At 53.3% G+C, this 22,278-nt stretch carries 20 protein-coding genes and 1 other annotated feature; of the genes, 13 read left to right on the top strand and 7 right to left on the bottom strand.

Going from position 1 to position 22,278, the window contains the following annotated elements; genetic code table 11:
* Positions 1 to 10 precede the first annotated feature (10 nt).
* The 3 genes from FPZ49_RS13375 to FPZ49_RS13385 are packed head-to-tail and all read left to right on the top strand — an operon-like array spanning position 11 to position 2,943.
* On the top strand, positions 11 to 958 hold the full coding sequence (locus tag FPZ49_RS13375; RefSeq protein ID WP_144847568.1) for an ABC transporter permease: 948 nt from the start codon (positions 11 to 13) through the stop codon (positions 956 to 958).
* A 24-nt stretch (positions 959 to 982) separates the two neighbouring features.
* A complete protein-coding gene (locus FPZ49_RS13380; RefSeq protein WP_144847415.1) occupies positions 983 to 1,855 on the top strand; it encodes a carbohydrate ABC transporter permease in 873 nt (290 codons plus the stop codon).
* A gap of 26 nt (positions 1,856 to 1,881) precedes the next feature.
* On the top strand, positions 1,882 to 2,943 hold the full coding sequence (locus tag FPZ49_RS13385) for a dienelactone hydrolase family protein (RefSeq protein WP_144847417.1): 1,062 nt from the start codon (positions 1,882 to 1,884) through the stop codon (positions 2,941 to 2,943).
* Between the two features lie 57 nt (positions 2,944 to 3,000).
* On the opposite strand, the gene FPZ49_RS13390 is transcribed toward FPZ49_RS13385, so the two are convergent.
* From FPZ49_RS13390 to FPZ49_RS13405, 4 genes are all read right to left on the bottom strand, one after another.
* Positions 3,001 to 4,113, bottom strand: a complete 1,113-nt coding sequence (locus FPZ49_RS13390; RefSeq protein ID WP_144847419.1) for a glycoside hydrolase family 88 protein — start codon at positions 4,111 to 4,113, stop codon at positions 3,001 to 3,003.
* 170 nt (positions 4,114 to 4,283) lie between these two features.
* The gene (locus tag FPZ49_RS13395; protein WP_144847421.1) at positions 4,284 to 5,234 is read right to left on the bottom strand and encodes an aldose 1-epimerase; all 951 of its coding nucleotides are present in this window, start codon (positions 5,232 to 5,234) and stop codon (positions 4,284 to 4,286) included.
* A gap of 42 nt (positions 5,235 to 5,276) precedes the next feature.
* On the bottom strand, positions 5,277 to 6,218 hold the full coding sequence (locus FPZ49_RS13400) for a TIGR03943 family putative permease subunit (protein WP_144847423.1): 942 nt from the start codon (positions 6,216 to 6,218) through the stop codon (positions 5,277 to 5,279).
* A gap of 21 nt (positions 6,219 to 6,239) precedes the next feature.
* Positions 6,240 to 7,265: a permease gene (locus FPZ49_RS13405; RefSeq protein ID WP_391563820.1), complete on the bottom strand. Its 1,026-nt coding sequence runs from the start codon at positions 7,263 to 7,265 to the stop codon at positions 6,240 to 6,242.
* A 211-nt stretch (positions 7,266 to 7,476) separates the two neighbouring features.
* Positions 7,477 to 7,729 (top strand) — a binding site (T-box leader).
* Positions 7,730 to 7,815: 86 nt separating this feature from the next.
* Here FPZ49_RS13405 and trpS point away from each other — a divergent pair.
* The 3 genes from trpS (at position 7,816) to FPZ49_RS13415 (ending at position 9,757) form a co-directional block, all read left to right on the top strand.
* Complete coding sequence (gene trpS / locus FPZ49_RS13410; RefSeq protein WP_144847427.1) at positions 7,816 to 8,805, top strand: tryptophan--tRNA ligase; 990 nt, start codon at positions 7,816 to 7,818, stop codon at positions 8,803 to 8,805.
* Between the two features lie 289 nt (positions 8,806 to 9,094).
* Positions 9,095 to 9,256, top strand: coding sequence for a hypothetical protein (locus FPZ49_RS35715; protein ID WP_186445806.1), 162 nt, complete (start codon positions 9,095 to 9,097; stop codon positions 9,254 to 9,256).
* Between the two features lie 9 nt (positions 9,257 to 9,265).
* A complete protein-coding gene (locus FPZ49_RS13415; protein WP_144847429.1) occupies positions 9,266 to 9,757 on the top strand; it encodes a hypothetical protein in 492 nt (163 codons plus the stop codon).
* 101 nt (positions 9,758 to 9,858) lie between these two features.
* Here FPZ49_RS13415 and FPZ49_RS35720 read toward each other — a convergent pair whose 3' ends face one another.
* On the bottom strand, positions 9,859 to 10,035 hold the full coding sequence (locus FPZ49_RS35720) for a DUF5325 family protein (RefSeq protein WP_186445807.1): 177 nt from the start codon (positions 10,033 to 10,035) through the stop codon (positions 9,859 to 9,861).
* A 146-nt stretch (positions 10,036 to 10,181) separates the two neighbouring features.
* Between FPZ49_RS35720 and FPZ49_RS13420 the strand changes: the two genes are divergently transcribed.
* Complete coding sequence (locus FPZ49_RS13420; RefSeq protein ID WP_144847431.1) at positions 10,182 to 10,403, top strand: alpha/beta-type small acid-soluble spore protein; 222 nt, start codon at positions 10,182 to 10,184, stop codon at positions 10,401 to 10,403.
* A gap of 134 nt (positions 10,404 to 10,537) precedes the next feature.
* On the opposite strand, the gene FPZ49_RS13425 is transcribed toward FPZ49_RS13420, so the two are convergent.
* The gene (locus FPZ49_RS13425) at positions 10,538 to 11,521 is read right to left on the bottom strand and encodes a metal-dependent hydrolase (RefSeq protein WP_144847433.1); all 984 of its coding nucleotides are present in this window, start codon (positions 11,519 to 11,521) and stop codon (positions 10,538 to 10,540) included.
* Between the two features lie 165 nt (positions 11,522 to 11,686).
* On the opposite strand from FPZ49_RS13425, the gene FPZ49_RS13430 reads away from it, so the two are divergent.
* The 3 genes from FPZ49_RS13430 (at position 11,687) to FPZ49_RS13440 (ending at position 15,953) form a co-directional block, all read left to right on the top strand.
* Positions 11,687 to 11,923: a hypothetical protein gene (locus tag FPZ49_RS13430; RefSeq protein WP_144847435.1), complete on the top strand. Its 237-nt coding sequence runs from the start codon at positions 11,687 to 11,689 to the stop codon at positions 11,921 to 11,923.
* A 93-nt stretch (positions 11,924 to 12,016) separates the two neighbouring features.
* Entirely contained in the window at positions 12,017 to 13,831 is a 1,815-nt protein-coding gene (locus FPZ49_RS13435) for an ABC transporter ATP-binding protein (protein WP_144847437.1), read from the top strand.
* Positions 13,824 to 15,953, top strand: coding sequence for an ABC transporter ATP-binding protein (locus FPZ49_RS13440; protein ID WP_144847439.1), 2,130 nt, complete (start codon positions 13,824 to 13,826; stop codon positions 15,951 to 15,953). The genes FPZ49_RS13435 and FPZ49_RS13440 overlap by 8 nt, the downstream gene beginning before the upstream one ends.
* A gap of 285 nt (positions 15,954 to 16,238) precedes the next feature.
* Here FPZ49_RS13440 and FPZ49_RS13445 read toward each other — a convergent pair whose 3' ends face one another.
* The gene (locus FPZ49_RS13445) at positions 16,239 to 18,485 is read right to left on the bottom strand and encodes a helix-turn-helix domain-containing protein (protein WP_144847441.1); all 2,247 of its coding nucleotides are present in this window, start codon (positions 18,483 to 18,485) and stop codon (positions 16,239 to 16,241) included.
* A gap of 250 nt (positions 18,486 to 18,735) precedes the next feature.
* Between FPZ49_RS13445 and FPZ49_RS13450 the strand changes: the two genes are divergently transcribed.
* The 3 genes from FPZ49_RS13450 to FPZ49_RS13460 are packed head-to-tail and all read left to right on the top strand — an operon-like array spanning position 18,736 to position 22,246.
* Positions 18,736 to 19,713 carry an ABC transporter permease gene (locus FPZ49_RS13450; RefSeq protein ID WP_261381390.1) on the top strand — a complete coding sequence of 326 codons (978 nt, stop codon included), beginning with the start codon at positions 18,736 to 18,738 and terminating at the stop codon, positions 19,711 to 19,713.
* 18 nt (positions 19,714 to 19,731) lie between these two features.
* Positions 19,732 to 20,601 carry a carbohydrate ABC transporter permease gene (locus tag FPZ49_RS13455; RefSeq protein WP_144847443.1) on the top strand — a complete coding sequence of 290 codons (870 nt, stop codon included), beginning with the start codon at positions 19,732 to 19,734 and terminating at the stop codon, positions 20,599 to 20,601.
* Positions 20,602 to 20,656: 55 nt separating this feature from the next.
* Positions 20,657 to 22,246 carry an extracellular solute-binding protein gene (locus tag FPZ49_RS13460; RefSeq protein ID WP_144847445.1) on the top strand — a complete coding sequence of 530 codons (1,590 nt, stop codon included), beginning with the start codon at positions 20,657 to 20,659 and terminating at the stop codon, positions 22,244 to 22,246.
* The last annotated feature ends 32 nt before the right edge of the window (positions 22,247 to 22,278 follow it).

Genomic DNA, 22,278 nt, shown 5'->3' on the forward strand with positions numbered 1-22,278 from the left:
CAATGTGGAAATGAACTTGAGTAAAGCGAAGCCAAAGGCTGGAATTTTGAAGCGGGAAGGTCTTGTCAGAGACATGATCCGTGACCGGTGGCTGTACTTGATGGTGCTTCCGGGTGTGCTATATTTTCTAATTTTCAAATATGTTCCGATGTACGGGCTGACGATGGCCTTCCAGGACTATAAACCGCATATCGGGATGATGGACAGCCCTTGGGTAGGTCTCAAGCACTTCCAGCGGTTCTTCGGTGAGGATCAATTCTGGCAGCTGCTGCGGAACACCGCGCTTCTCGCTGTGTATAACATGGTTTTCTTCTTTCCACTGCCGATCGTGCTGGCGCTGATGATGAACGAGGTGCGACGTGAGCGATTCAAACGGTTTGTACAGACACTGGTTTATATACCGCACTTTGTTTCCTGGGTTGTCGTTGTCGGTATCTTCTACATGCTGTTCACGACCGAAGGCGGCGCAGTCAACGAGCTTTTGTTTGCGCTTACAGGAAATAAAGTTCAATTCTTGCTTGAGCCGGGCTGGTTCCGGACAATGATCATCTCGCAGTCGATCTGGAAAGAGGTAGGCTGGGGTACGGTTATTTTCCTCGCGGCCTTGTCCGGTGTGGATCTTCAATTATACGAAGCGGCGCGGATGGATGGAGCTAACCGCTGGAGACAGCTGTGGCACATTACGCTGCCGGCGATTCGAAGCACGATTGTTATTTTGCTTATTCTCCGTTTGGGTACCTTCTTGGATTCCGGCTTCGAGCACATCTACCTGATGCTTGCTCCGACGAACCGTGAGGTAGGCGAAGTGTTCGATACGTACGTGTATGTCAAAGGCTTGACTCAAGCGCAGTACAGCTACAGCGCCGCGGTAGGGATGTTCAAATCCGTCGTTGGTCTGGTGCTCGTACTCGGTTCGAACTGGCTGGCAAAACGTTTTGGTCAAGAAGGCGTTTATTAATTCCATGGAGGAGGTCGAAGGGCCGTGCAACAAGATAATACACTTGGCAATAAAATCATCGACGGATTGAATTATGTGCTGCTGACGCTCATTGGGGTCATTACGGTCGTTCCGTTTATCTATATTCTTGCGGTGTCGTTTACCGCTCCGCATATCGTGGCGCAAGGGGGCTTCATTCTTTATCCGAAGGAATTCTCACTGGCTGCATACAAATATATTTTATCGACCAGCGCACTGACACATAGTATGGGGGTTTCGATTTATATTACCGTGCTCGGTACGGCAATTAACTTGCTTCTCACTTCTCTGATGGCCTATCCGCTGGCTAAAACCACCTTCCGCGGCCGCAACGTCATTCTGCTGGGGGTTGTGTTTACGATGCTGTTCAGCGGCGGCTTGATTCCTACGTATTTCGTAGTCAAAGCGCTTCACCTGACCAACTCCCTGTGGTCCTTGATGATTCCAAGTGCAATCAGTGCGTTTAACTTGATTGTCCTGAAAAACTTCTTTCAGCAAATTCCTGACGGCCTCGAAGATTCCGCTAAGATCGACGGCTGTAACGACGTAGGCGTGCTGTTCAAAATCGTGCTTCCACTGTCGATGCCGGCGCTGGCGACCTTCGGCTTGTTCTATGCGGTCGGCCACTGGAACCAATATTTTAACGCGATTATGTATATCAACGACAATACGAAATGGCCGGTTCAAGTCTTGCTCCGCGAGATCGTTATTAATGCGCAGAGCCGGATCGGAGATACCGGATTTGATGAATCGGAAATCCAGCCGCTGACCATCAAGATGGCTGCCATCGTGTTCGCTACTATTCCAATTTTGCTTGTTTATCCGTTCTTGCAAAAGCATTTTGCCAAAGGTGTTATGTTAGGTTCGGTTAAAGGCTAACAACGGAGAAACGGGGGCTGAACGGCGTGGGCAATGAGGTGGCACTTCAAAGCAATCCGATCGATGCGTTTATGCAGCGTATGTATGACAACACCCTCGGCAGGCGGGGAAGCAGCGCCCCGGTAATGGACCACCCGGATGGCTGGGAGGTGTACTTAAGCCGTCAGCGTCAAAAGCTCTCGGAGCTGCTCCGTCTTCCGGAAGCGCAGGCGGCAACCGAGCCTCTCGCCCCCGGGCTTCTCGAGCAGCACAATTGCGGCAGTTACACCCGTGAGCGGGTTACCTTTAATACGGGCTTCGGCCTTACGATGACCGCCTATGTTCTCTTGCCCAAGGGACCGAGCAAGCCTCGTGCGGCCGTCATCGCTTTGCATGGGCACGGCTATGGCAGCCGGGAAATCGTCGGGCTGACGCCGGATGGGCGAGATAACGCTGAGGCGCCGACCCTACACCGCAACTTCGCCGTTTCGTTGGTGGAGAAGGGCTTCGTCGTGATCGCTCCGGAGCTGCTCGGTTTTGGAGACCGCAGGCTGCAGGAGGATCAGGAGAAGGAGCTGAAGATGAGCTCCTGCCTGCATATGGCTACGTCGCTGCTGCAGATGGGGCAGAGCCTAGCGGGAATTCGCGTGTTCGAGGTGATGCGGACCGTGGATTACGCTATGACTCGCCCTGAGATCGAAGGCAGCCGGATCGGCTGTATGGGAATGTCGGGCGGCGGCATGATCGCAGCGCTAAGCGCGGCGGTGGACAAGCGCATCATCGCTACGGTGCTTAGCGGATATGCATGTACGTTCGCCGACAGCATCCTGAGCCGGCCGCATTGCTTGGACAATTACGTGCCCGGCATGCTGGAGCTCGGAGAAATGCCGGATACGCTGCGATTGATCGCGCCGCGGAAGCTGTTTGTGGAGTCGGGTACGGAGGATGCCGTCTTCCCGATTGACGGCGCACGCAAAGCGATGGACCAGCTCAAGCGGCATTATACTGCGATGTGGGTTCCGTCGCATTTTCAAGCGGATATCTTTGAAGGCAAGCATGAGGTTTCGGGGCGTCGGGCGTATGCTTGGATGGCCGAACAGCTGCTGTAATGGTGTGAAAAAAAAGACTCCGTGAGGATTTAGTCCTCACGGAGTCTTTTGGCTAATTTAGAAGATGCTGTTTTTCCAACCGCTCAGCTTGGCGATCGCTTCGACATAGTAGTAATCGCCATAAATGAGCGATACGTCGATGTTGGAATTCGCCGGCTTATGGCCTGTGCCGTGCAGCAATATCGCTTCATGCTCCGGCTGATCCCACGTTGCGTAGTTCTCGGTCAGCGACTTCAAGATGCGCTTCGCCGCGTCGGTATAGAAGCGGGCTTCTGCAGCCGGCACGTGGCGTGCGATCTCGAGCAGGCCGGAGGCGGTGATCGCCGCAGCCGAGCTGTCGCGAGGCTCGCCTTCCAGCTGCTCCACGCGGAAGTCCCAATGCGGGACATGATCTTCCGGCAGCGAAGCGAGGAAGAAATGCGCGATGCGCTGAGCTGCTTCCAGATACTTTTTGTCGCCGGTATATTTGTACGTATTGGCAAAGCCGTATACGGCCCAGGATGTACCGCGGCTCCAGGCCGATTTCGGGCCGTAGCCTTGGCCGCCGAGCGATTCGATCGCTTCGCCGGTCTCCGGGTTGAAGCTGACGATATGATTGACCGATCCGTCCGGGCGGACAAATTGCTTCAGCGCGGTATTCGCGTGAGCGATGGCAATATGCTTGAAGCGCGGGTCGCCGGATTCTTCGCTGGCCCAGAACAGCAGGGAGAGGTTCATCATGCAGTCGATGATCGCCCAGCCGATGTGGTTATGGTTCCAGGCGCGGATGAATTGGCCCGCGAGGTTAAAGCGGCCGGTCAAGAAATTGGCCGCTTCCATTCCGCGGCGGCGTCCGTCGGTATCGCCGGTTAGCTTGTATTTGATGACAGCCGTAGGCAGGAATTGAAAGCCAACGTCATGATGCAGTTCCTCTGTTGCCTTGATGAACCACTGCTCGATTTCCTCGTCCCAGCGCCAGGCCGCCTCTTTGTAATGGTCTTTGCCCGTCACATCGTGCATCACCCAAAGCAGCCCCGGCCAAAAACCGGACGTCCACCAGTCGCTCGACATGTCGTCGTACTTTCCATCCGCCTTCGCCACATGAGGGGACTTGTTTCCAATTTGCTCGATCATGCGGTCTACCTTGGGCTGCAGGCGTTCAAGCACCTTCGCAATATAAGCTTGATCCATTCTGATCTTCCTCCTTCAATGGGTCATCATTGAGTAGTTTTGAATTCTCGTAGCTCTACTATATCATTTAAACGCTTAAATTGAAACGTTTAAATTATTAAAACGGGAGGGGTGGAGCCACTTAAAGCACAAAACCCTCCAGCAGCTAACTGAAGGGTTCTAGTCATTCTTTATTTATGCAGCACTTCGAGCTTGACTTCCAGCTCCAGCGTGTCGCCGGGGGCGATGCCGCGCAGGCCGGTCACGTCAGCGGGAAGATCGAGGTTCGGCGCGTCGGTCACCCACGTGTAAGGCTCGAGGCAAATGAATTCGTTCGCTTCGCCCTTGGTGAAAATGACCCACTGCTTAAATTCCTTTGAGCCGCTGTAGCGAATTTCCATGGTGTCCTTGGACAAAATCGCCAGGCAAGGGTAGTCCCCGATCTGGAATACGGTATCCAGGTTGTATCCGCCCAGCCGGTCGCCCTGAACCAGCTGCTCGAAGCGGCCGCTGAGCTTGTCAATCTGCCCGGTAGGGACGTTCAGCTCGTTCAGCTCCCAAATGCCTTCGGTCGGCACCTGCAGCGTCCACTTATCGGGTTCGCCGTCGAGCAAGAACCATGTATGCAGCCCGTAGCCAAACGGGGCGCTCGTCTCGCCGTGGTTGGTCGCTTTAAGCAGCTGACGCAGCGTGCCGCCCTCTAGCTCATAGGTGACCTCCAGCTCCAAGGCATGCGGGTATTGACGCTGAACGTTCGCATCCTCGGCCAATCGCAGGACGGAGGTAAGGAACAGCTTGCCTTCCCGTTCTCCCGAAGCGGTGACGCTCCATGGTTGGCTTCGATTCATCCCGTGAATGTGATTGCCTGTGGCATGGTTGATGTCAAATTGGTAGTCGCGCCCGTCAAAATGGAATTTGCCCTTTGAGATCCTATTCGGAGGCATTAAGATCGGTGTGCCGTACTGAATCGGCTGCTCGATCAGCTCAGCAGGAGAGGCGGGAACGCGCAGCGTTTCCCTGTCGAGCTTTTTGTCCCAAATGCTGTAGGCGTTGTTGCCAATGGCTGGACAGATGCTGACGATGAGCGTGTCATTTTCGAGCGTGTATGCAGGGGTACCTTGCCAATCGATTTGCTTGATCATAAAAAGTGCGTCTCCTTCTGCTATGAAATGTGAATTGTATACTTATGTGCCGAACTCATAATTCGGATACACATAAGGCGTTTTGGCCGGTTCGGCCTTGGCCACTTTGTCGACTTTCAGCACCATGATGTCCATATCGTTGTACTTGGTTTTCTGGATCGTTCCGGTGACGGTCACCCAGCTGTCGCTGGCCAGCGTTTTGGCGCGGTCATACTCTACGAGCACTCCGAAGGGGGCGGCATCCGCTGAGCAGCATTGGATGGAGAAGCGTCCCACGACAAACTGGTTATCCTTCATTTCATCCTGGCGGTAGACGAAGCCGGTGAGCTCCAGCTTTTTGCCGACGAAGCGGTCGAGGTACAAATCCACGGTCGTCAGCGTCTCCATATACAGCTCTTCCCTCACTGTAATTAGATTGCTCTGGTACAGCTGTTTGGCATACTTGGCATAATGCTGCGTAAATTTATCCGCCGGAAAAAGCTCGCTGTCTGCGGCTGAGGCGGCTTTGCCGTCCGCTGGCTGCTGAGGCGCGGTGGGGGCAGTATTCCCATTAACGCTGCCTGCCGGTGCGGCTGAGCTGTCTTTTTTTACGGCGCTGGCGCTGTTGAGGTTCATGCCTTTTTTGGCGGCCAAGCTGCTGCCCATCGACGTATCCGGGAGCACAATCCCCAGCACGAGCGGGAGAAAAAAGAGACCGTAAATTACGGTATTTTTCAGCACGGAAGGAGACGGCGTATGATCATGGTCACAGTCGCACGCCGCGGCATCGCTCCCGCGAAAGGCAAGAATCGTTTGATACACCTGGTACACGGCAACGGCATACAGCGCGATCGCCGACCATTTGACGTAAACGACCATCCGCGGCGCAATGTACAGCAGAATGTTATCCGTTTTCACCAAATACGCGATATAAACGGCAAAGCCCAGCAAAATGACGGATTTGATCGCATGATGCAGGCCAAGCACCCGTGAATTCGATTTCAAGACGAGCTCACTCCTTGTCGGTTAAGTGAAAAACACCCGCTCAAACAGCAGGGAAGCGGAAAGGACGACCACAATGACCAGCAGGGACAGCTGCAGCACGAACTTAGCGCGGAACGAGGATAGCAGCATAAGAGTGCTTTTGATATCGAGCATGGGGCCGAACACGAGAAAGGTCAGCAGGGAGCCGGTGGAGAAGGTCGTCGTAAATGATGAAGCCACGAAGGCGTCAGACGTAGAGCAAAGCGACAGGATATAAGCGAGCCCCATCATAAAAAGGTGGGAGCTGAAGGCACCCTGGCCGATGGAGACGAGACTTTCGCGGTCCATGAAGGTTTGGATCAGTGCGGTAAGAAACGCGCCGAAAATCAAATATTTACCCATGTCGAAAAACTCGTCCGAAGCGTGCCCAAGCAGCGCAAACACCCGGTTTGGCTTGCCCGGAGCAGCATGATGATGGTGGTCATGGGTATGGTCGTGCTCGTGATGATGATGCGCATGGTGGTCGTGATGATGGTGATGCGTATGTGTATGCCCGTCGCTGTGGTGATGCTCTGCGATGCCGCGAAGCGGGGCGGTTTTGACAAAACGGTAGATGAGAAGTCCGATAACGAGTGCCACTATAAAAGCAATCGCCATCCGCGAATTTGCGATTTCCGGACGGCTGCGGAACGCCATGAAGGTCGATGCGTATACCACCGGGTTGATGATTGGCCCAACCAAAATAAAGACAACGGCGACATACACCGGCATGCCTTTGTGCAGCAAGCGCCGGATGACCGGGATCATGCCGCATTCACATAAGGGGAAAATAAGCCCCATCACGCACGCAAACAAAATGCCAAGCACCGGATTGCGGGGAATGAGACGACGGATCGTTTGCTCCGAGACAAAAATTTGCAGCAGCGCCGACACGAGCACCCCCAGCAGGACAAACGGGAACGCCTCGAGAATTATGCTGATGAACAGCGTTTTAAAATTCTGGAGGCTGTCAATCTTAATAAAGGACAGATCCGGCGGCTGCTTTTGCGTATAAATAAGAAAGAGCATGACGATGCAAAGAACGGCCAGAATGTTGGTGCTCCAACGGTAGATGATGTTTTGCAATGGGCATATCTCCCTTATTTTCGTAATAATGATTATAGCGTATGCGTTAAAAATCGTATATAGGACAAGATTTTGCGGGCTCTGGGCAGCTTCACCAGTTGACATCGGTGTGTGGCTCGGGTAAGATGTCTTTTAATGTTAGTATGATTCCTCATATCGAGCGATGACAGGAACAAGTAGGCGGAAGTGCTGCTCTGAAGAGAGCCGGTGGTTGGTGTGAACCGGTGAGAAGCGTCCGGCCGAATGGGCCCTTGAGCTGAAGGCTGAACGTGTGCGGCAGCAATGGACTGCATGCCGGTAGGCTGATCCGGTTGACTCCCCGTTATAGGAGATAAAGGCTTAGACTGCACGCGGTTTGTTTGGCAGCTGAGCGAATTAGGGTGGCACCACGGTCTCACGTCCCTTTGCGGACGGGGGGGCCTTTTTTGTTTTTTCGGAGAAAGCCGGGTAGAAAAATCATCAGAACAGTAAACCATAGGAGGGTGTTTAAGCCATGACTAAACTAAGAGTATTATCCGGAATGCAGCCCAGCGGGCAATTGACGCTCGGCAATTATATCGGCGCCTTGAAAAATTACGTGAAGCTGCAGCATACGCACGACTGCTATTTTATGGTGGTGGATTTGCACGCGGTGACCGTGCCGCAGGAGCCGGCCGCGCTGAAGGAGCAATCGGAGGCGGTAACTGCGCTGTATTTGGCTGCAGGACTGGATTCGCAGGCGGCAACCGTGTTCCTGCAGTCGACGGTCCGCGCGCATGCGGAGCTCGGCTGGTTGATGACGACGCTCACCTATATGGGCGAGCTGGAGCGGATGACGCAGTTCAAGGATAAGTCGGCGGGCAAGGATTCCGTCGGAGCAGGGCTGTTCACGTACCCATCGCTGATGGCAGCGGATATTTTGCTGTACAACGCGGATTTGGTGCCAGTGGGCGATGACCAAAAGCAGCATTTGGAGCTGACGCGCGATTTGGCGCACCGGTTTAACCAACGCCTTGGTGATACGTTCAAGATTCCGCAAGGGTACATTCCGGAGGTTGGGGCGCGGATCATGTCGCTGGACGACGCATCTAAGAAAATGAGCAAGAGCAGCCCGAACGCCGGCAGCTACATTGCCATGCTCGACACGCCGGATGTAATCCGCAAAAAAATTAGCCGTGCCGTCACCGACTCCGGTCGGGAAGTGAAGTTTGACCCGCAAAATAAGCCGGAGGTCAGCAATTTGATGAGCATCTATTCGCAGTGTGCGGATAAGTCGATTGCGGACATCGAAGCGCAGTATGAAGGCCAAGGCTACGGACCGTTCAAGAAGGATCTGGCCGAAGCCGTCGTTGCGACGCTCGAGCCGATCCAGACACGCTATCATGAGATTCGCCAGTCCGGCGAGCTGTACGACGTGCTCCGCCAAGGCCAGGAGCGTGCGGAAGCGCAAGCCGACAAGATGGTGCGCATCGTGAAGGAGAAGATGGGCTTCGTTATTTTGTAAGATGCAGGAGGCGGGAAGTGCCGGGGGCCCGGAGCGGCGCTGCAAAGCGGCGTAGCCGCGTTAGCGCGAGGCACGTGGCCCGAGGCGGCGCGCCAAGCGGGAAAGCCGCGTTAGCGCGAGCGCTGTGGGCCCGAGGCGGAGCGCAAAGCGGTGGGTGTAGCCGCGTTGGCGTGAGAGGCAGTCTTGAGCTATAATAAAATAAAGTTGCGTGAAGCACACGCCGTTTGTTCCCAATTTAGGGGCAGGCGGCGTTTTTTGTTTTTATAAACTGTTTTTATAGGAGGTAATTATGATGTTTGAACAAGAGTTTGAGAGGTTTTTGGTAGAACAGCGTCGCACGGCGAGTGGAATGAGGCTGGAGCAGCTACAGAAAGAGCTGACAGGAGAGAAAAAACTGCTCAGCACAGTCATTTGGCCAACTCTAAATTCCTTTAAAGGTATAATCTTGTAGCACGAGATCGTGAGTTTAACGGGGATCAAAATCTACGTAGACGTATTTTACGAGCCGCTCGGGCTTGCTCTGGAAAGTGAGGGGTTCGCTGTGCATGCTGGAAACGTGACACGGGATCGGTTTGATTTTGAGCGGATGCGGATGCGCACGATGGCGATGTACGGGTATAAATATATCCCTTTCACATGGGACGAGCTGAGTAAGAAACCGGAGGCGTGCCGCCGTACCATGTATGCACTGCTGGGGCGATTTTCAGCGACGCCGGACACAGAAAATAACCCGCTAAGCGTCTACGAACGGGAGTTACTCCGATACGCGCTGCGCCTCCATCGATCGATTCGCTTGAGTGATGTGTGCAGCTGCTTGCAGTTGGGATCCGAAGCCAGCCGCAGGGTGCTGCGTAATCTGGTGGAGAAAAAGCTGATTCAGCGACTCGGTACGGGAAAACAGCGCCATCATGAGTACATACTGGGGGAAAATGTAAGGGACACGTTGTTTTAACATAGACAAAAAACAAGCAAAGCGGAAAACCCGCGCTACAGCGCAGCACAAACAAGCCCGCAGCCAAGGCTTGCGAGCTTGTCCATCCTGCGACGGGCCGGCTATGATCTCTTTCTTCGCTGCTTCGCTTTGACGATAAAGCCGGAGCCGATAAAAAACAGCGAGAGTACGCTGAACAGCACCGCCAGCCATGGACGGCCTACGGCCATAAAGTAGCCAATGCATGCCAGCAGCACACTGCCTGCAATGGCGTAAAGCAATGCTAACCCTTTATTCATCCTTCCCACCTGCCTTTCACCGAACATCTGAATCTTCGAACGATTTTTCGAAAGATGCGTATACTTTTAGGCGCACGTCACATACTAAGCTTGCAAGCTTGCAAAAACATCAAGACATTTCTTTCAAATGAAAAGGAGCGCTGAATATGGCAGGACAATCCCGCAGCAGCAACCAACTTGTTGTTCCACAAGCTACAGCAGCTTTGAATCAAATGAAGTATGAAGTTGCACAAGAATTGGGTGTTCAAGTACCGCAAGATGGGTACTGGGGTCATTCGACAGCTCGTGATACGGGCTCGATCGGTGGCGGCATCACGAAGCGCTTGGTGCAAATTGCCGAGCAGACTCTATCGGGCGGAGCTCGCTGAGGTCCCAGCCGATTGTTTAGCCGCAAAGCTCAAGGAGCAATCCTTGGGCTTTTTTTGCATTGGGACAAGTGCCCGGGCGCAAGCAAAAAACCGGGACAAGCCCGGTCATCCGCTTCTGTACCCAGCACAGCATATTAGTACAAATCCACGCGCAGCCGCTTTTCCAGACGGGAATGGCTGAGCCAGCCGACATACGAGTCGATGGGCTGGTAATCCATATCCATCAAGAGCACGGCGACGAACGGATACTGCTTCCGGTGACGATATCGAACATCGGCCCAGCGCACCTCATAGCCCCACGCGTGATCTTTCACATGGGCGCAGGCATATTGTGAGAAGTAAAGGAAGGAAGCGATATTCGGATGCGACTTCGATGCTTCCACGGCCGGATGCTCATCACAGGTGACATGATCCACCCAGCGGAGCTTATGATTCCGGTATTCGCCGAGCATGAAGGAACCGTCGGCCTTCTTCTTCAGCACCTGCCATTGATATTGGTGAACGGTGGGAATCAAAATAAATTTATCGCCTGGCTCATAGTCCTTATCCTGCTTGTACAATTGAGACTCCAAAGCATGATGATACCACGACCGCCATAGATAGTAAACGGCGATAAAAGCGTACAAAATAGGAAACAGCACCTGCGGACGCATCACATGGAAAGACCAGATAAAGATCGCCAGCATATGGGCCGAGAAAATAATGGGATCGAAAATGTGGATGATGTTCCACGAGACCCACCTTTCTGAGATCGGCCGCAGCGCCTGGGTGCCGTACGTATTGAACAAATCGGTAAACACGTGAAAAGCGACCGCGATAAAAACCCACATCGTAACGTGCAGCATGGGCAGGTGATCAAAAAACAGCCACAGCATGCCGGAGATGAGCGCGGTCCAAATCGCCAAGGCCGGAAGCGAATGGGATAAGCCCCGATGATTCTTAATGTAGACGGCGTTGCCTTTGAGCCGTAGCAAAGTATCGAGGTCCGGAGCCTGCGAGCCGATTACCGTTCCGATGAGAACAGCTGTAGACACCGCACCGCCTGCGGCTACAACCGGATCGATATAGGCGAGACCCGCCAATCCAAGTCCGATGACTAGGTGTGTTCCAGTATCCATGGACTAACCTCCAGCAACTCTTTTTTTCCATAGTGTATTGCAGCCCATTAGGTTTAGTGTATCATTTTCTTCATCAAAATAAAGCAAAGGACGTGAAAAAAAGTGTGTATTGTTTTCGTGGAATATCGGATTGGCACTGAGCACAAGGGAGCATTTCAAGCCTGGATGGAGGAGATGCGTTCCGCCCATACTGAGGTGGAATGGTATGAAGGGACGGAGCAGCCCGGGCTGTTTGTGGAAATTTGGAGCGGGTTAAGCGATGCGGGGTACGAAGACATGTTGGCCGCGCGGCGAGGGGACGGACCTGTATCCTTCCTTTGGGAAAGGGCGATGCAGCTCCAAAATTGGGTGCCCGGAGGGCGCGAAAAGATCCATATTTGGCAATTTCGAAAAGTAAAATAGTCCATTATATGCGGTAAAGAAATCCATGGTTTCTTCCTTGCAATCGCGGTAACCTTACAATAGTCATCATAATTCGCGCAGGAGGAAATAAGGATGCACAGGAAAGACATCTTCATGTCCCATATCAAATCCCATGCCTGGTCCTATGTTATGGGTTTTGCATTATTGTCCATATCATCCGTACTTCAGCTGTTCATCCCAAGACTCCTCGGCCAGTTTACCGATCAATTGCAGCTCGGTGCACTTACATACGACCAGGCGGTGCGCCTAGCGGTATGGATGATCGTGGCGGGGCTTGGCATCGCCTTATTCCGCTCGGTCTCGCGCATCTACTTGTTCCGGCTATCGCGCCAGCTGGAAACGCGGGTACGGGGAGAGCTGTTTACTCACTGGGAAAAGCTGTCGGCGCAATACTTCAACAACCAGCGGATCGGCGACTTGATGTCGCACGCGATCAGCGATGTCGGGGTCATTCGCGAGGTCACGATGCAGGGATATTTTAACGTGATGGAGGCATGCTTCCTGATCGTCGTATCCGTGATTGCGATGGTCACCACTGTCAATCCATGGCTGACGCTGATCACTATGCTGCCGCTGCCGCTGTTAAGCCTTCTGGCTTACCGTTTCAACAAACGGATCATGCAGCAATCCGCCGACATGCAAGCCGCGATCTCCGATCTCACGAGCCGGGTGCAGGAATTTACGGCCGGTATTCGTGTTGTTAAAGCGTTCATACAAGAAAAAGCGGAGCGCATGCTCTTCACAAAAGATAATCAGCACGCTGTCGATATGAACCGCCGGTTCGTCCGCTCCAACTCCTTGTTCGGCGCGTTAAGCTCCGGGATTGTGGGCTTCAGCTTTTTGGTGTCGGTGGTGCTGGGGGGCATTCTGGTACTTAAGGACGTCATTACGCTGGGCGAGTTCGTTGCTTTTAACACGTATTTATCCCTTCTTATGGGACCGATCGAGAACTTGGGCAAGGTCGTCAATTTGCTGCAGCGCGGGAAAGCGTCGGAGCTTCGGCTGCTTGAAATTTTTAACACGGCGCCGGATATTGTCGATGATGTAGTGGCCAAGCCAGACATTCAAGACTTGACCGGCGAGATCGAGATTCGTAATCTTACGTTCTCCTACCCGGAAGCAAAGCACCCGACGCTGCGCAACATTTCGCTCAAGGTGCCCAAGGGCTCCAGCCTCGCTATCGTCGGCCGGGTCGGCAGCGGCAAGAGTACGCTGGTGCATTTGCTCGTCAGGCTGTACAACCCGCCGAAGAACACGGTTTTTGTCGACGGGCATGACATCCACGAGATTCCGCTGCGAACGCTGCGCGGCCAGATCGGGATCGTACCGCAGGACCAGTTCCTGTTCTCGTCCACGATCCGCGACAATATTGGCTTCGATCCGAATCCTTACAGCGACGCTCAGGTGGTGGAAGCGGCTAAGGTTGCCCAAGTATACGACAACATCGTCGAGTTCCCGAACCAGTTCGAGACGGCGCTTGGCGAACGCGGCATCTCGCTCTCCGGCGGTCAGCGCCAGCGGGTCAGCATTGCCCGGGCAATTATCAAGAAGCCGTCGGTGTTGATCTTTGACGACAGCTTATCGGCCGTCGATACGATCACGGAGGACCTCATCCTGGAGGGGCTCAAATCGGTCATGAACAAGCGGACGACGATCATTATCGGTCACCGAATATCGTCCGTACAAAATGCCGATCAAATCATCGTGATGGACGAAGGACGCATCGTGGAGCGGGGCACCCATCAGCAACTGCTCGCGAAGAACGGCATGTATGCCGACATGCATCATAAGCAGATGCTTGATCAGGAAGCGGAGCGTCAGGATGGACAAGAGCTTGGGCCGATGGTGTCCAGGCTGCTTCAAGGGGGAAAAGCGGCGTATGAGTGATAAGCACGATATTCATAATGAGCGAGAGGTAAGCAAATATACGGATTCACAGCTTTTATCCAGGCTGCTTTCTTATACCAAGCCTTATTGGAAAATGGTTCTCCTCTGCATCACCTTGGCCTTTATTATCGTTGTTTCCGATTTGGCAAGACCATATCTCATTAAGGTAGCCATTGACGGGCACATTAACGGCATCAATAAGCCGATGCTGGCGGCGTCCTCGGCGCAGGCGGAGCAGTTGAAGGCTTACGGTGATGTCACCGAGTGGAACGGAAAAGCCTACGTCCGGCTCGACAACGAAGCCGCAGCCAAGAAGCTGGAGCCGATTCCCGCGGGGCTGGAGAAAACGCAGATTGTCCGCTTGCAGGGCAAGGATTGGCTGGCTGCAGGCTGGATTCCGGCGGCGGAGCAGGACAAAACGACCGTCTCTGCGAACGATGGCAAGGCTGTGCTTCAAACTACCGGTCAGACGATCAACGCGGAACGGCTCGATCAGGCGGGGCTAGAGGTGTTTCGCAAGCAGGATTACGTTGGATTTTTCAAGCTGGGCGTGGTGTTCCTGCTCACGGTTATCGCGGCGGCGATCCTCAGCTACTTGCAGAGCAATCTGCTGCAGTATACCGGGCAGACGATCATTTTTAACATTCGCCAAAAGCTGTTCGATCACTTAAGCCTGATGTCGATGTCCTACTTCGACCGCAATCCGGTCGGCCGGCTTGTGGTGCGGGTCACGCAGGATACGGAGTCGCTTAACCAGCTGTATTCGCAGGTGGTTGTGAATCTGATCAAGGATATGATCGTGCTCGTCGGGATTATCGTGGTCATGCTGCAAATGAGCTTGAAGCTGGCGCTGCTGTCCTTTGCCGTTTTGCCGTTTCTCGCCGCGCTGACCTTCTGGTATCGTTCCGAAATCCGGGAGGCGCAGCGGGCATCGCGGATCATTTTGTCGCGGTTAAATGCCTTCTTGGCGGAAAATCTGTCCGGCATCCGCATTACGCAGCTGTTCATCCGTGAAGAGCGGCAGCAGGAGCAGTTTGACGATCACAATAATGGCTACTATCGCGCAGGGATGCGGGGTACGGTGATCAACTCGATTTTTCAGCCGGCGATCGGCTTTATGGGCAACTTGGCGATCGCGCTCTTGCTGTGGTACGGCGGAGCGAGCGTCATCGAGGGCGGTATTACCTTCGGTATCGTGTACGCCTTTACGCATTACGTGCGTCAATTCTTCCAGCCGCTCATGAGCTTGGCGGAGAAATATAACCAGATTCAAACTGCAATGGTTGGTGCGGAACGGATTTTTGACATGCTGGACGAGGAACCGAGCATCGTGGATGCGGAGCGGCCGAAGAAGCTTCCGGCGCATGTGCGCGGAGAGATTGTGTTCGAGAACGTCTGGTTCGCTTACAAGGACGAAGAGTGGGTGCTGAGGGACGTCAGCTTCACCATCAAGCCGGGTCAGACTGTCGCTTTCGTAGGCGCCACCGGGGCAGGCAAAAGCTCCATTATTCAGCTGATCAATCGGTTCTATGATATTCAGAAGGGCAGCATCAAGCTGGATGGCGTCGATATTCGCGAGGTAGCGATGGACGACCTGCGTCATTATATCAGCATCGTGCAGCAGGATGTGTTCCTGTTTACCGGGGACATCGCTTCGAACATTCGCTTGAAGAATGAGCACATTACGGACGAACAAGTCATCGAAGCCGCTAAAATGGTGCATATCGACGAGTATATCCGCTCCCTGCCGCAAGGCTACCAAACGCTGCTCGGAGAGCGCGGCATCAACTTATCGCTCGGTCAGCGACAGCTGCTTTCCTTCGCTCGGGCGATCGCGTTCCGGCCGCAGATATTGATTTTGGATGAAGCGACGTCCAATATCGATACGGAGACGGAGCTGGTCGTGCAGGATGCGCTGCACAACATCTCTGCGGGACGGACGACGCTGATCGTCGCGCACCGGTTGTCCACGATCCAGCACGCCGACCAGATCATCGTTATGCACAAAGGCCGGGTGCGGGAGATCGGCAACCATTATCAGCTGCTGGCTCAGCGCGGCTACTATTACCGGCTGTACGAGCTGCAGTACAAAGAACAGAAGCCGATGCAGAAGGCAAGGTAAGCAGAAAAGCGCGCCGCCACGGGCCCCTAGGCCTTACGCTAGCGCGGGTTTTCCGCGTTTCGGGGCCGCGTGCCCTCAAGGGCCTGTGCTAGCGCGGGTTTTCCGCGTTGCAGGGCGCCGCGTCCCCCAAGAGCCTGTGCTAGCTTCCGCGTAGCGCGATATCCGCCTTGCGCGCCGTCGCTGACTCCTGGCACTCGTGATGCCACTTGAGAATAAGTAGAAGAGAGCGCGAAGCAGGGCCCGCACAGCAAAGAACCGTCCGGAGAGATTTCCGGACGGTTTTTCTTATGTCGATACATACTCAATGCCCTGAGGCTGCTTACGGTAAACGCCGGGGGGCAGGCCGACGATTTTTTTGAAGGCGCGGGAGAAGTTCTGCGCATTGCTGTAGAACAAGCGGGTGGAGATTTCATCCAGGCTCATGGAGGTTTCCCGGAGCCACTTCTTGCTTAATTCCATGCGGGACTGGAACAGGTATTCCGTGAACGTCATCCCATAGATGTCTTTTAGCGCGCTGGTCGCCAGATTGACGGGAAGCCCTAGCTGCTTGCACACCTCGTGGAGCCGCAGGTCCTCCTCCAGCCGGGTGTCTATGTATCGCACCAATTGGGCGGCGGCGTCCTCATGCTGCTGCCTCTCGCGCTGGATTAGGTCATCGATCAGGCGATCGATGCATTGGGTGCCGATCCATTCGGTCCATGCCTCCAGCGTCGATAAATTCACGATGTCTCTGACGGAAATTTGGCTGATAAAGCGGTGATCCTCCGCAAATTCGCGGAATAGGAACAGGATCATATTGACCAAATAGTTTTGCAGGCTGCGGGAATCGATGTTTTCCGCTTTTTTGATGTCCACCAGTCGACTCAAGGCGCCGTGGGCGAGCTCGCGGTTTTTATCCCGGATGTGCTGCACGATCTGGTTCTCAATCGCATAAAGGTCGGGGGAGAATAAGGCATCCTTCCGGACCACATCACTATAGTAAATCACTTGATTGATGCCTACGATCCATTTTTGCTTCAGGCTTTCTAAGGATTCATGGTAAGACACGTTCAGCTGCGCTAGTTCGCTTCTCGTTTGGCTGACTCCGATACTGACGGTAAACGGGAAATATTCGTTAATGAAGCTTTTAATCTTGGTCAGTGCCAGATCGAGCGCGAGCTCCTCGGCCTTCGAGGCCGTTTCATAGATTCCTACGAGCCGCGCCGGATGGTCGACCGTGACCAGCCCCGTAATATTTGCCTCGTTCATCACTTCCCGAATGACGCAGGCCACCCCATATTCAAACTGGCTGATATCTGCCGGGCTATAACGCTCCTTCAAGGTTTTGTACTCATCGGCTTCCAAACCAAAGCACCGGTAGGGCGATTGGCCCAGCGCAATGTTATACTGCTTCAGCTTGGCGTAATCTCGCTTGCTGCAGCCTTTGTCCAGGAGGCTCTTAACAAAGGCGTCCTTGGCCTCGGGAAGAATCACGTCCATTCGGTCTTTCAGCTGATTATGGTTCTGGGTCAGACCCTGAATTTTTTGGAACAGCAGCTCAAAATCATCGCTCGACCGGGCACCCTGGGAATCCGCAATCAGTTCCGTAAGACGATTCCATCCTCGCCAGGAGAAATGGATGGACAACGCATACAGCAGCAAGGAAAGCAGCAGCAGGGCCGCAGTGGACTGAAGCACGACGTTTCGAAGCTTGATAATGGGGGCGAGCGCCTGCGATTCTTTGATGGAATAGATGTAGCTCCATTTTTGATTGACGGGCTTATGTAAGATGAAGAAGTACCCTTGGTCGCTAATCGACTGTACACGCTGATCCTCGGCGAGGGCAGAGGGACTCCACAGCATGCTTGGGGGCTGCACCGCAGGATCTTGCTTGCCGTCCAGACTGTAGCTGTCCAGCACCTGGTGATCTTCGTTGACGATCATGTACGTACTGTCGCCACGCTCATTTTGGAGCAGCCGGTTCAGAAAATGCTTATTAAAATGAAAGATCAAATACCCTAAAGGCTTCAATTGAAGCAAAGGGAGGGACTGGATGTAGACGACCGAACGAGAGCCGTTGTGGCTGCTGTCGAGCAGCGCTTGGGGAGCCCTAAGGCTTTGAAATTTTGCAATCTCTTCTTGAAATTCGTTGAATTCCTTATTCATCACGCCATTGGTAGCATATTCCTGGCCGTTCTCGACGTTGTAAAAGGTGATATTGTCCACGTAATCCAAGGATGCGCTGATCGCATTCAGTTGATTGACGAATTTGAAGATGAAATGGGCGGAGCTTTCGTAATTCTCAAAGGGGAGCGATTGGATGAACTGCTGGTAGTCTTCGGTGTTTTGCAAATCAATGACCGCCTGGCTGATCCGCTCCTGGAAATGGGACACTTGGTTGCTGAGATTGATGAGGGAGGATTCGGTTTGCTTTTCAATTTGATGCTTGATGATCTCCGTAGAAATATTGTAGAGCAGCAAGCTCAAGAGGGAGGTGCTGACAACAGAAATCAGAAAAATCATCAATATGCTTCGGATTTTTCGGGAAGACAAGCTTGAGTACCCCCTTAGTCGACAACCTACAAGTCAGGTGCATCCATTATACCATAATCCTGGAAGCGCTTGCTTTAGTCATTTCCTATTTTCGGGCCGAAACGGCGAAATGACGAAAGTATCTTTCCCGCCACCTCATTGATTTTGCAGGATTCATTATTGAGGGCCCCGAAGGTATCGTGTAACAATGACATCAGTGATGGCTGCAATGGCTGCGATAGAGTACACAGACGGAAGGAGGAGGCTGCGTTTGGAAGGAAATCGAATTCGTGTAGGCGCTGCTGCAACCGGCATCGAGCATGGTCCTGTCATCCGTGCCAACCGGTACCTGAAGGCCAAAAAAATGTGGCGCGATCGGTATCTGTATTTGCTGCTGCTGCCGGTGGTCGCATTTTATCTGATCTTTCATTACGCTCCGATGTACGGGGTCATTATTTCATTTCAGGATTACAACATGTTTAAAGGCGTCTTCGGGAGCAAGTGGATCGGCTTGGCCAACTTTCACGATATTTTTTCGAACAGCGATTTTTATGTGGTGTTACGAAATACGCTGCTGCTCAACTTTTTAACGCTCATTTTCGGTTTTCCGGGACCGATCATTCTGGCTTTACTGCTAAACGAGCTTACGAGCATGAAGTTCAAACGCACGATTCAGACGATCATCTACTTGCCCCATTTTATCTCGTGGGTGGTGGTGGCCAGCTTAATCATTCCCATGCTTTCGCCTCGCGACGGGATTGTAAATGCCTTGATTACCGCGCTGGGAGGCAAATCGATCTACTTCATGGGGGATGCGACCTGGTGGATTATCGTGTACGTCCTCTCCGGGATCTGGAAGGGCATCGGCTGGGGAGCGATTATTTACTTGGCTGCGCTGACGAGCATCGATCCGACGCTGTACGAGGCTGCCGTCATCGACGGTGCGGGAAAATGGAAGCAAACCTGGTACGTGACGCTGCCGGGCATCCGGCCTACGATTATCGTGCTGCTGATTTTGAACATTGGGCATATGATGTCGGTCGGCTTCGACCAGCCCTTCCTGCTCGGCAACGGGGCCGTTATTCAGGTCAGCGACGTGCTCAGCACATATGTCTACCGTCTGGGGCTGCTCAGTGCGGATGTGGCTCATTCCACGGCGGTGGGATTGTTTCAGGCGCTTGTCAACTTCATTTTGCTGATCGGGGCCAACCTGCTGTCCAAAAAGATTTCCGGCGATGGCATCTATTAACCTTGGAGGGGGGAGAACATGGGCAAAACAACAACCGGAAGGTACATTTTCCAGGCATTCAACGGATTGATTCTGACGCTCCTGGCCGCCTCGGCGCTCTTTCCTTTCGTTCATGTGCTTGCCCGGTCGCTCAGCGATGAAGCGGCAATAATGGCCGGCAAGGTCGTCGTGGTTCCGATCGGCATGACATGGGCCGCCTACAACGCCGTCATTCATAATTCCGGGATGAACCAAGCCTTTCTGTTTACGGTCTATCTGACCGTTGCAGGCACCTTGATCAACCTGCTGCTTACCGTATTCGGGGCGTATCCGCTGTCGAAGCGGGATTTGATCGGCGGCCGGGGCATATGGATCTTCATTTTGTTTACGATGTTTTTCGGCGGAGGCATTGTGCCGACGTACTTGGTGGTGAAGTCGCTGGGCTTGCTTAACACGATGTGGGCGCTGATTTTCCCCGTGGCGGTCAATACCTTTAATCTGATTATTATGAAAACCTTCTTCCAGGGCATTCCCTCCGAGCTTGAGGAATCCGCGAAGCTGGACGGCGCGATGGATATCGGCATTCTGTTCCGCATTATCCTGCCGCTATCGCTCCCGATCATTGCGACGCTGACGCTGTTTTACGCTGTGGACCGCTGGAACGAATTTTACCATGCCCTGCTCTATAACAGTGACAGCAGCAAGTTTACGCTGCAATTAAAGTTGAGGGAGCTGGTATTGCAGGGGCAGGTGCCCCAAATGACGGAGGGCAGCTCTCAGCAAGTTGTCCCTAAAGAATCGCTAAAGTACGCATCCATTATTTACGCCACCGTTCCCATCTTGATCGTCTATCCTTGGCTGCAGAAGTATTTTGTGAAAGGGGCCTTAATCGGCTCGCTCAAAGCGTAAGCAAGAGCAAGGCGAACCCATATTAGCGATAAAAATATTGAAGGGAGTCGGTACCATGAGCAAGAAGCGCATCGCAGGGCTATTGGCCTTCACGCTGGTTGTTTTGGCAGGCTGTAACAGCGGAGGCAGTGGAAGCAGCGGAAGCGGAGGAGCGAGCCCAGCTCCGGGTTCCAACGCGAAGCAGGAAGTCGTCGATCTGACCGTCGAGCTGTTCGACCGAAACAATGTCCCCGAAGGGCAAGGCACGCTGCTGGATAACCAGTGGACCAAATGGATTCAGCAGGAAATGCTCAAGCAAGGGGTGCGGGTGACCTTCGTTCCCGTTCCGAGAAGCCAGGAAGTGGATAAGCTCAATGTCATGCTGGCCGCCGGCAATGCACCGGACATCATCTACACGTATGACCGGCTGCTGTTTACCAAGTATGCACTGAGCGACGGGCTGGCCGATCTGACGGATGCGCTCAACAAATATGGCGGTGATCTGAAAAAAGTGCTGGGCACCGAAGTGCTGGCGGACGGGGTTATTAACGGAAAGCAGTATGCGATCCCGGCAATCCGAAGCAATACGAATCACTATGGTTCGTTCATTCGTCAGGATTGGCTGGATAAATTGGGACTCAAAGCACCAACGACAAGAGATGAATTGGTAGAAGTGCTGAAAGCGTTTAAAGAGAAGGACCCCGGAGGCTTGGGGGCTAACAATGTGATCCCGTGGGAACGCGTTCCGCAGGATCCGAACAAATTCGGCACCGAATTTTTGCTGTATGACCTGGAGGCTTCCTTCTTCAAGGATAATTCGTTGAAGACGCGGTTTACGACCCCTGAGCCGGCCCGGGAAGGCTTCAAAGAGTTCATGCAGTTTATGAATACGATGTATAAAAACGGTCTGGTGAACCGGGAATTCGCCACGACCGACAATAAGGCGCAGCTGGCCAATGTTAATAAAGGCGTCACGGGCTTCTTTACCGAAGGCGCGTGGGTGCCGTACAGCGGCGTGCCAAGCCCGTATTCCGCTCTCCAGAAGAGCGTATCGACCGCGAAGCTGACGCCAATCGAGCCGTTCAAAAATGCGGACGGAAAATATTACAAAACGAACTATCCGCCGCTCGGCTTCTACATGTTCACACCGAAAACATCCAAGCATGTGGATGCAGTCATCAAGTATATGAACTGGATGGCGAAGCCAGATGTGACGCAAACCTTGGGCTTCGGGTTCGAGGGCAAGAACTTTAAGATGGATAACGGCGTACCGGCGCCGATCAATGCGGATGAGAACAACAAAACGATGAACTGGATTTTGGGTGACTTGAGGCTGATCTATAGCGGCGTGCCTCCAATGCCGAAGCCTCAAGCGGATGCGCTGCTCAAATTGACGGCGCAGCCGTATGGCGATTTCGCGGTGCAGTCGAACCAAATTGCGGCGAAGGATGCCGTACCGGACGTCTTATATAACGAGCCGATCGACTCCGAGGTGAAGAACAACCCGCAAATCGTCAAGATCGAGCAGGAGTATTGGATCAAAATGGTGACGGCAGCAGATTTCGAAAGCACGTACAGCCAGTTCCAAAAAGAGCTCAAGGATCGGGGCATCGACCAAATTATTAAGGATCGCACAGCGCTGTATAACAAAACCTACAATAAATAAAGCGAGCGGAGATGGTGCTTGTACAGGGCATC

It is taken from the genome of Paenibacillus cremeus, from assembly GCF_007786445.1.
GTDB classification, from domain to species: Bacteria; Bacillota; Bacilli; order Paenibacillales; family NBRC-103111; genus Paenibacillus_G; species Paenibacillus_G cremeus.

What these genes read in the sequence shown, in the direction of transcription:
- FPZ49_RS13420 (WP_144847431.1), top strand. Translation starts at nt 10,182, where the DNA reads ATGGCAGGACAATCCCGCAGCAGCAACCAACTTGTTGTTCCACAAGCT.
- trpS (WP_144847427.1), top strand. Translation starts at nt 7,816, where the DNA reads ATGACTAAACTAAGAGTATTATCCGGAATGCAGCCCAGCGGGCAATTG.
- FPZ49_RS13375 (WP_144847568.1), top strand. Translation starts at nt 11, where the DNA reads ATGAACTTGAGTAAAGCGAAGCCAAAGGCTGGAATTTTGAAGCGGGAA.
- FPZ49_RS13425 (WP_144847433.1), bottom strand. Translation starts at nt 11,521, where the DNA reads ATGGATACTGGAACACACCTAGTCATCGGACTTGGATTGGCGGGTCTC.
- FPZ49_RS13395 (WP_144847421.1), bottom strand. Translation starts at nt 5,234, where the DNA reads ATGATCAAGCAAATCGATTGGCAAGGTACCCCTGCATACACGCTCGAA.
- FPZ49_RS13405 (WP_391563820.1), bottom strand. Translation starts at nt 7,265, where the DNA reads ATGCTCTTTCTTATTTATACGCAAAAGCAGCCGCCGGATCTGTCCTTT.
- FPZ49_RS13390 (WP_144847419.1), bottom strand. Translation starts at nt 4,113, where the DNA reads ATGGATCAAGCTTATATTGCGAAGGTGCTTGAACGCCTGCAGCCCAAG.
- FPZ49_RS35715 (WP_186445806.1), top strand. Translation starts at nt 9,095, where the DNA reads ATGATGTTTGAACAAGAGTTTGAGAGGTTTTTGGTAGAACAGCGTCGC.
- FPZ49_RS13430 (WP_144847435.1), top strand. Translation starts at nt 11,687, where the DNA reads ATGGAGGAGATGCGTTCCGCCCATACTGAGGTGGAATGGTATGAAGGG.
- FPZ49_RS13455 (WP_144847443.1), top strand. Translation starts at nt 19,732, where the DNA reads ATGGGCAAAACAACAACCGGAAGGTACATTTTCCAGGCATTCAACGGA.
- FPZ49_RS13460 (WP_144847445.1), top strand. Translation starts at nt 20,657, where the DNA reads ATGAGCAAGAAGCGCATCGCAGGGCTATTGGCCTTCACGCTGGTTGTT.
- FPZ49_RS13440 (WP_144847439.1), top strand. Translation starts at nt 13,824, where the DNA reads ATGAGTGATAAGCACGATATTCATAATGAGCGAGAGGTAAGCAAATAT.
- FPZ49_RS13435 (WP_144847437.1), top strand. Translation starts at nt 12,017, where the DNA reads ATGCACAGGAAAGACATCTTCATGTCCCATATCAAATCCCATGCCTGG.
- FPZ49_RS35720 (WP_186445807.1), bottom strand. Translation starts at nt 10,035, where the DNA reads ATGAATAAAGGGTTAGCATTGCTTTACGCCATTGCAGGCAGTGTGCTG.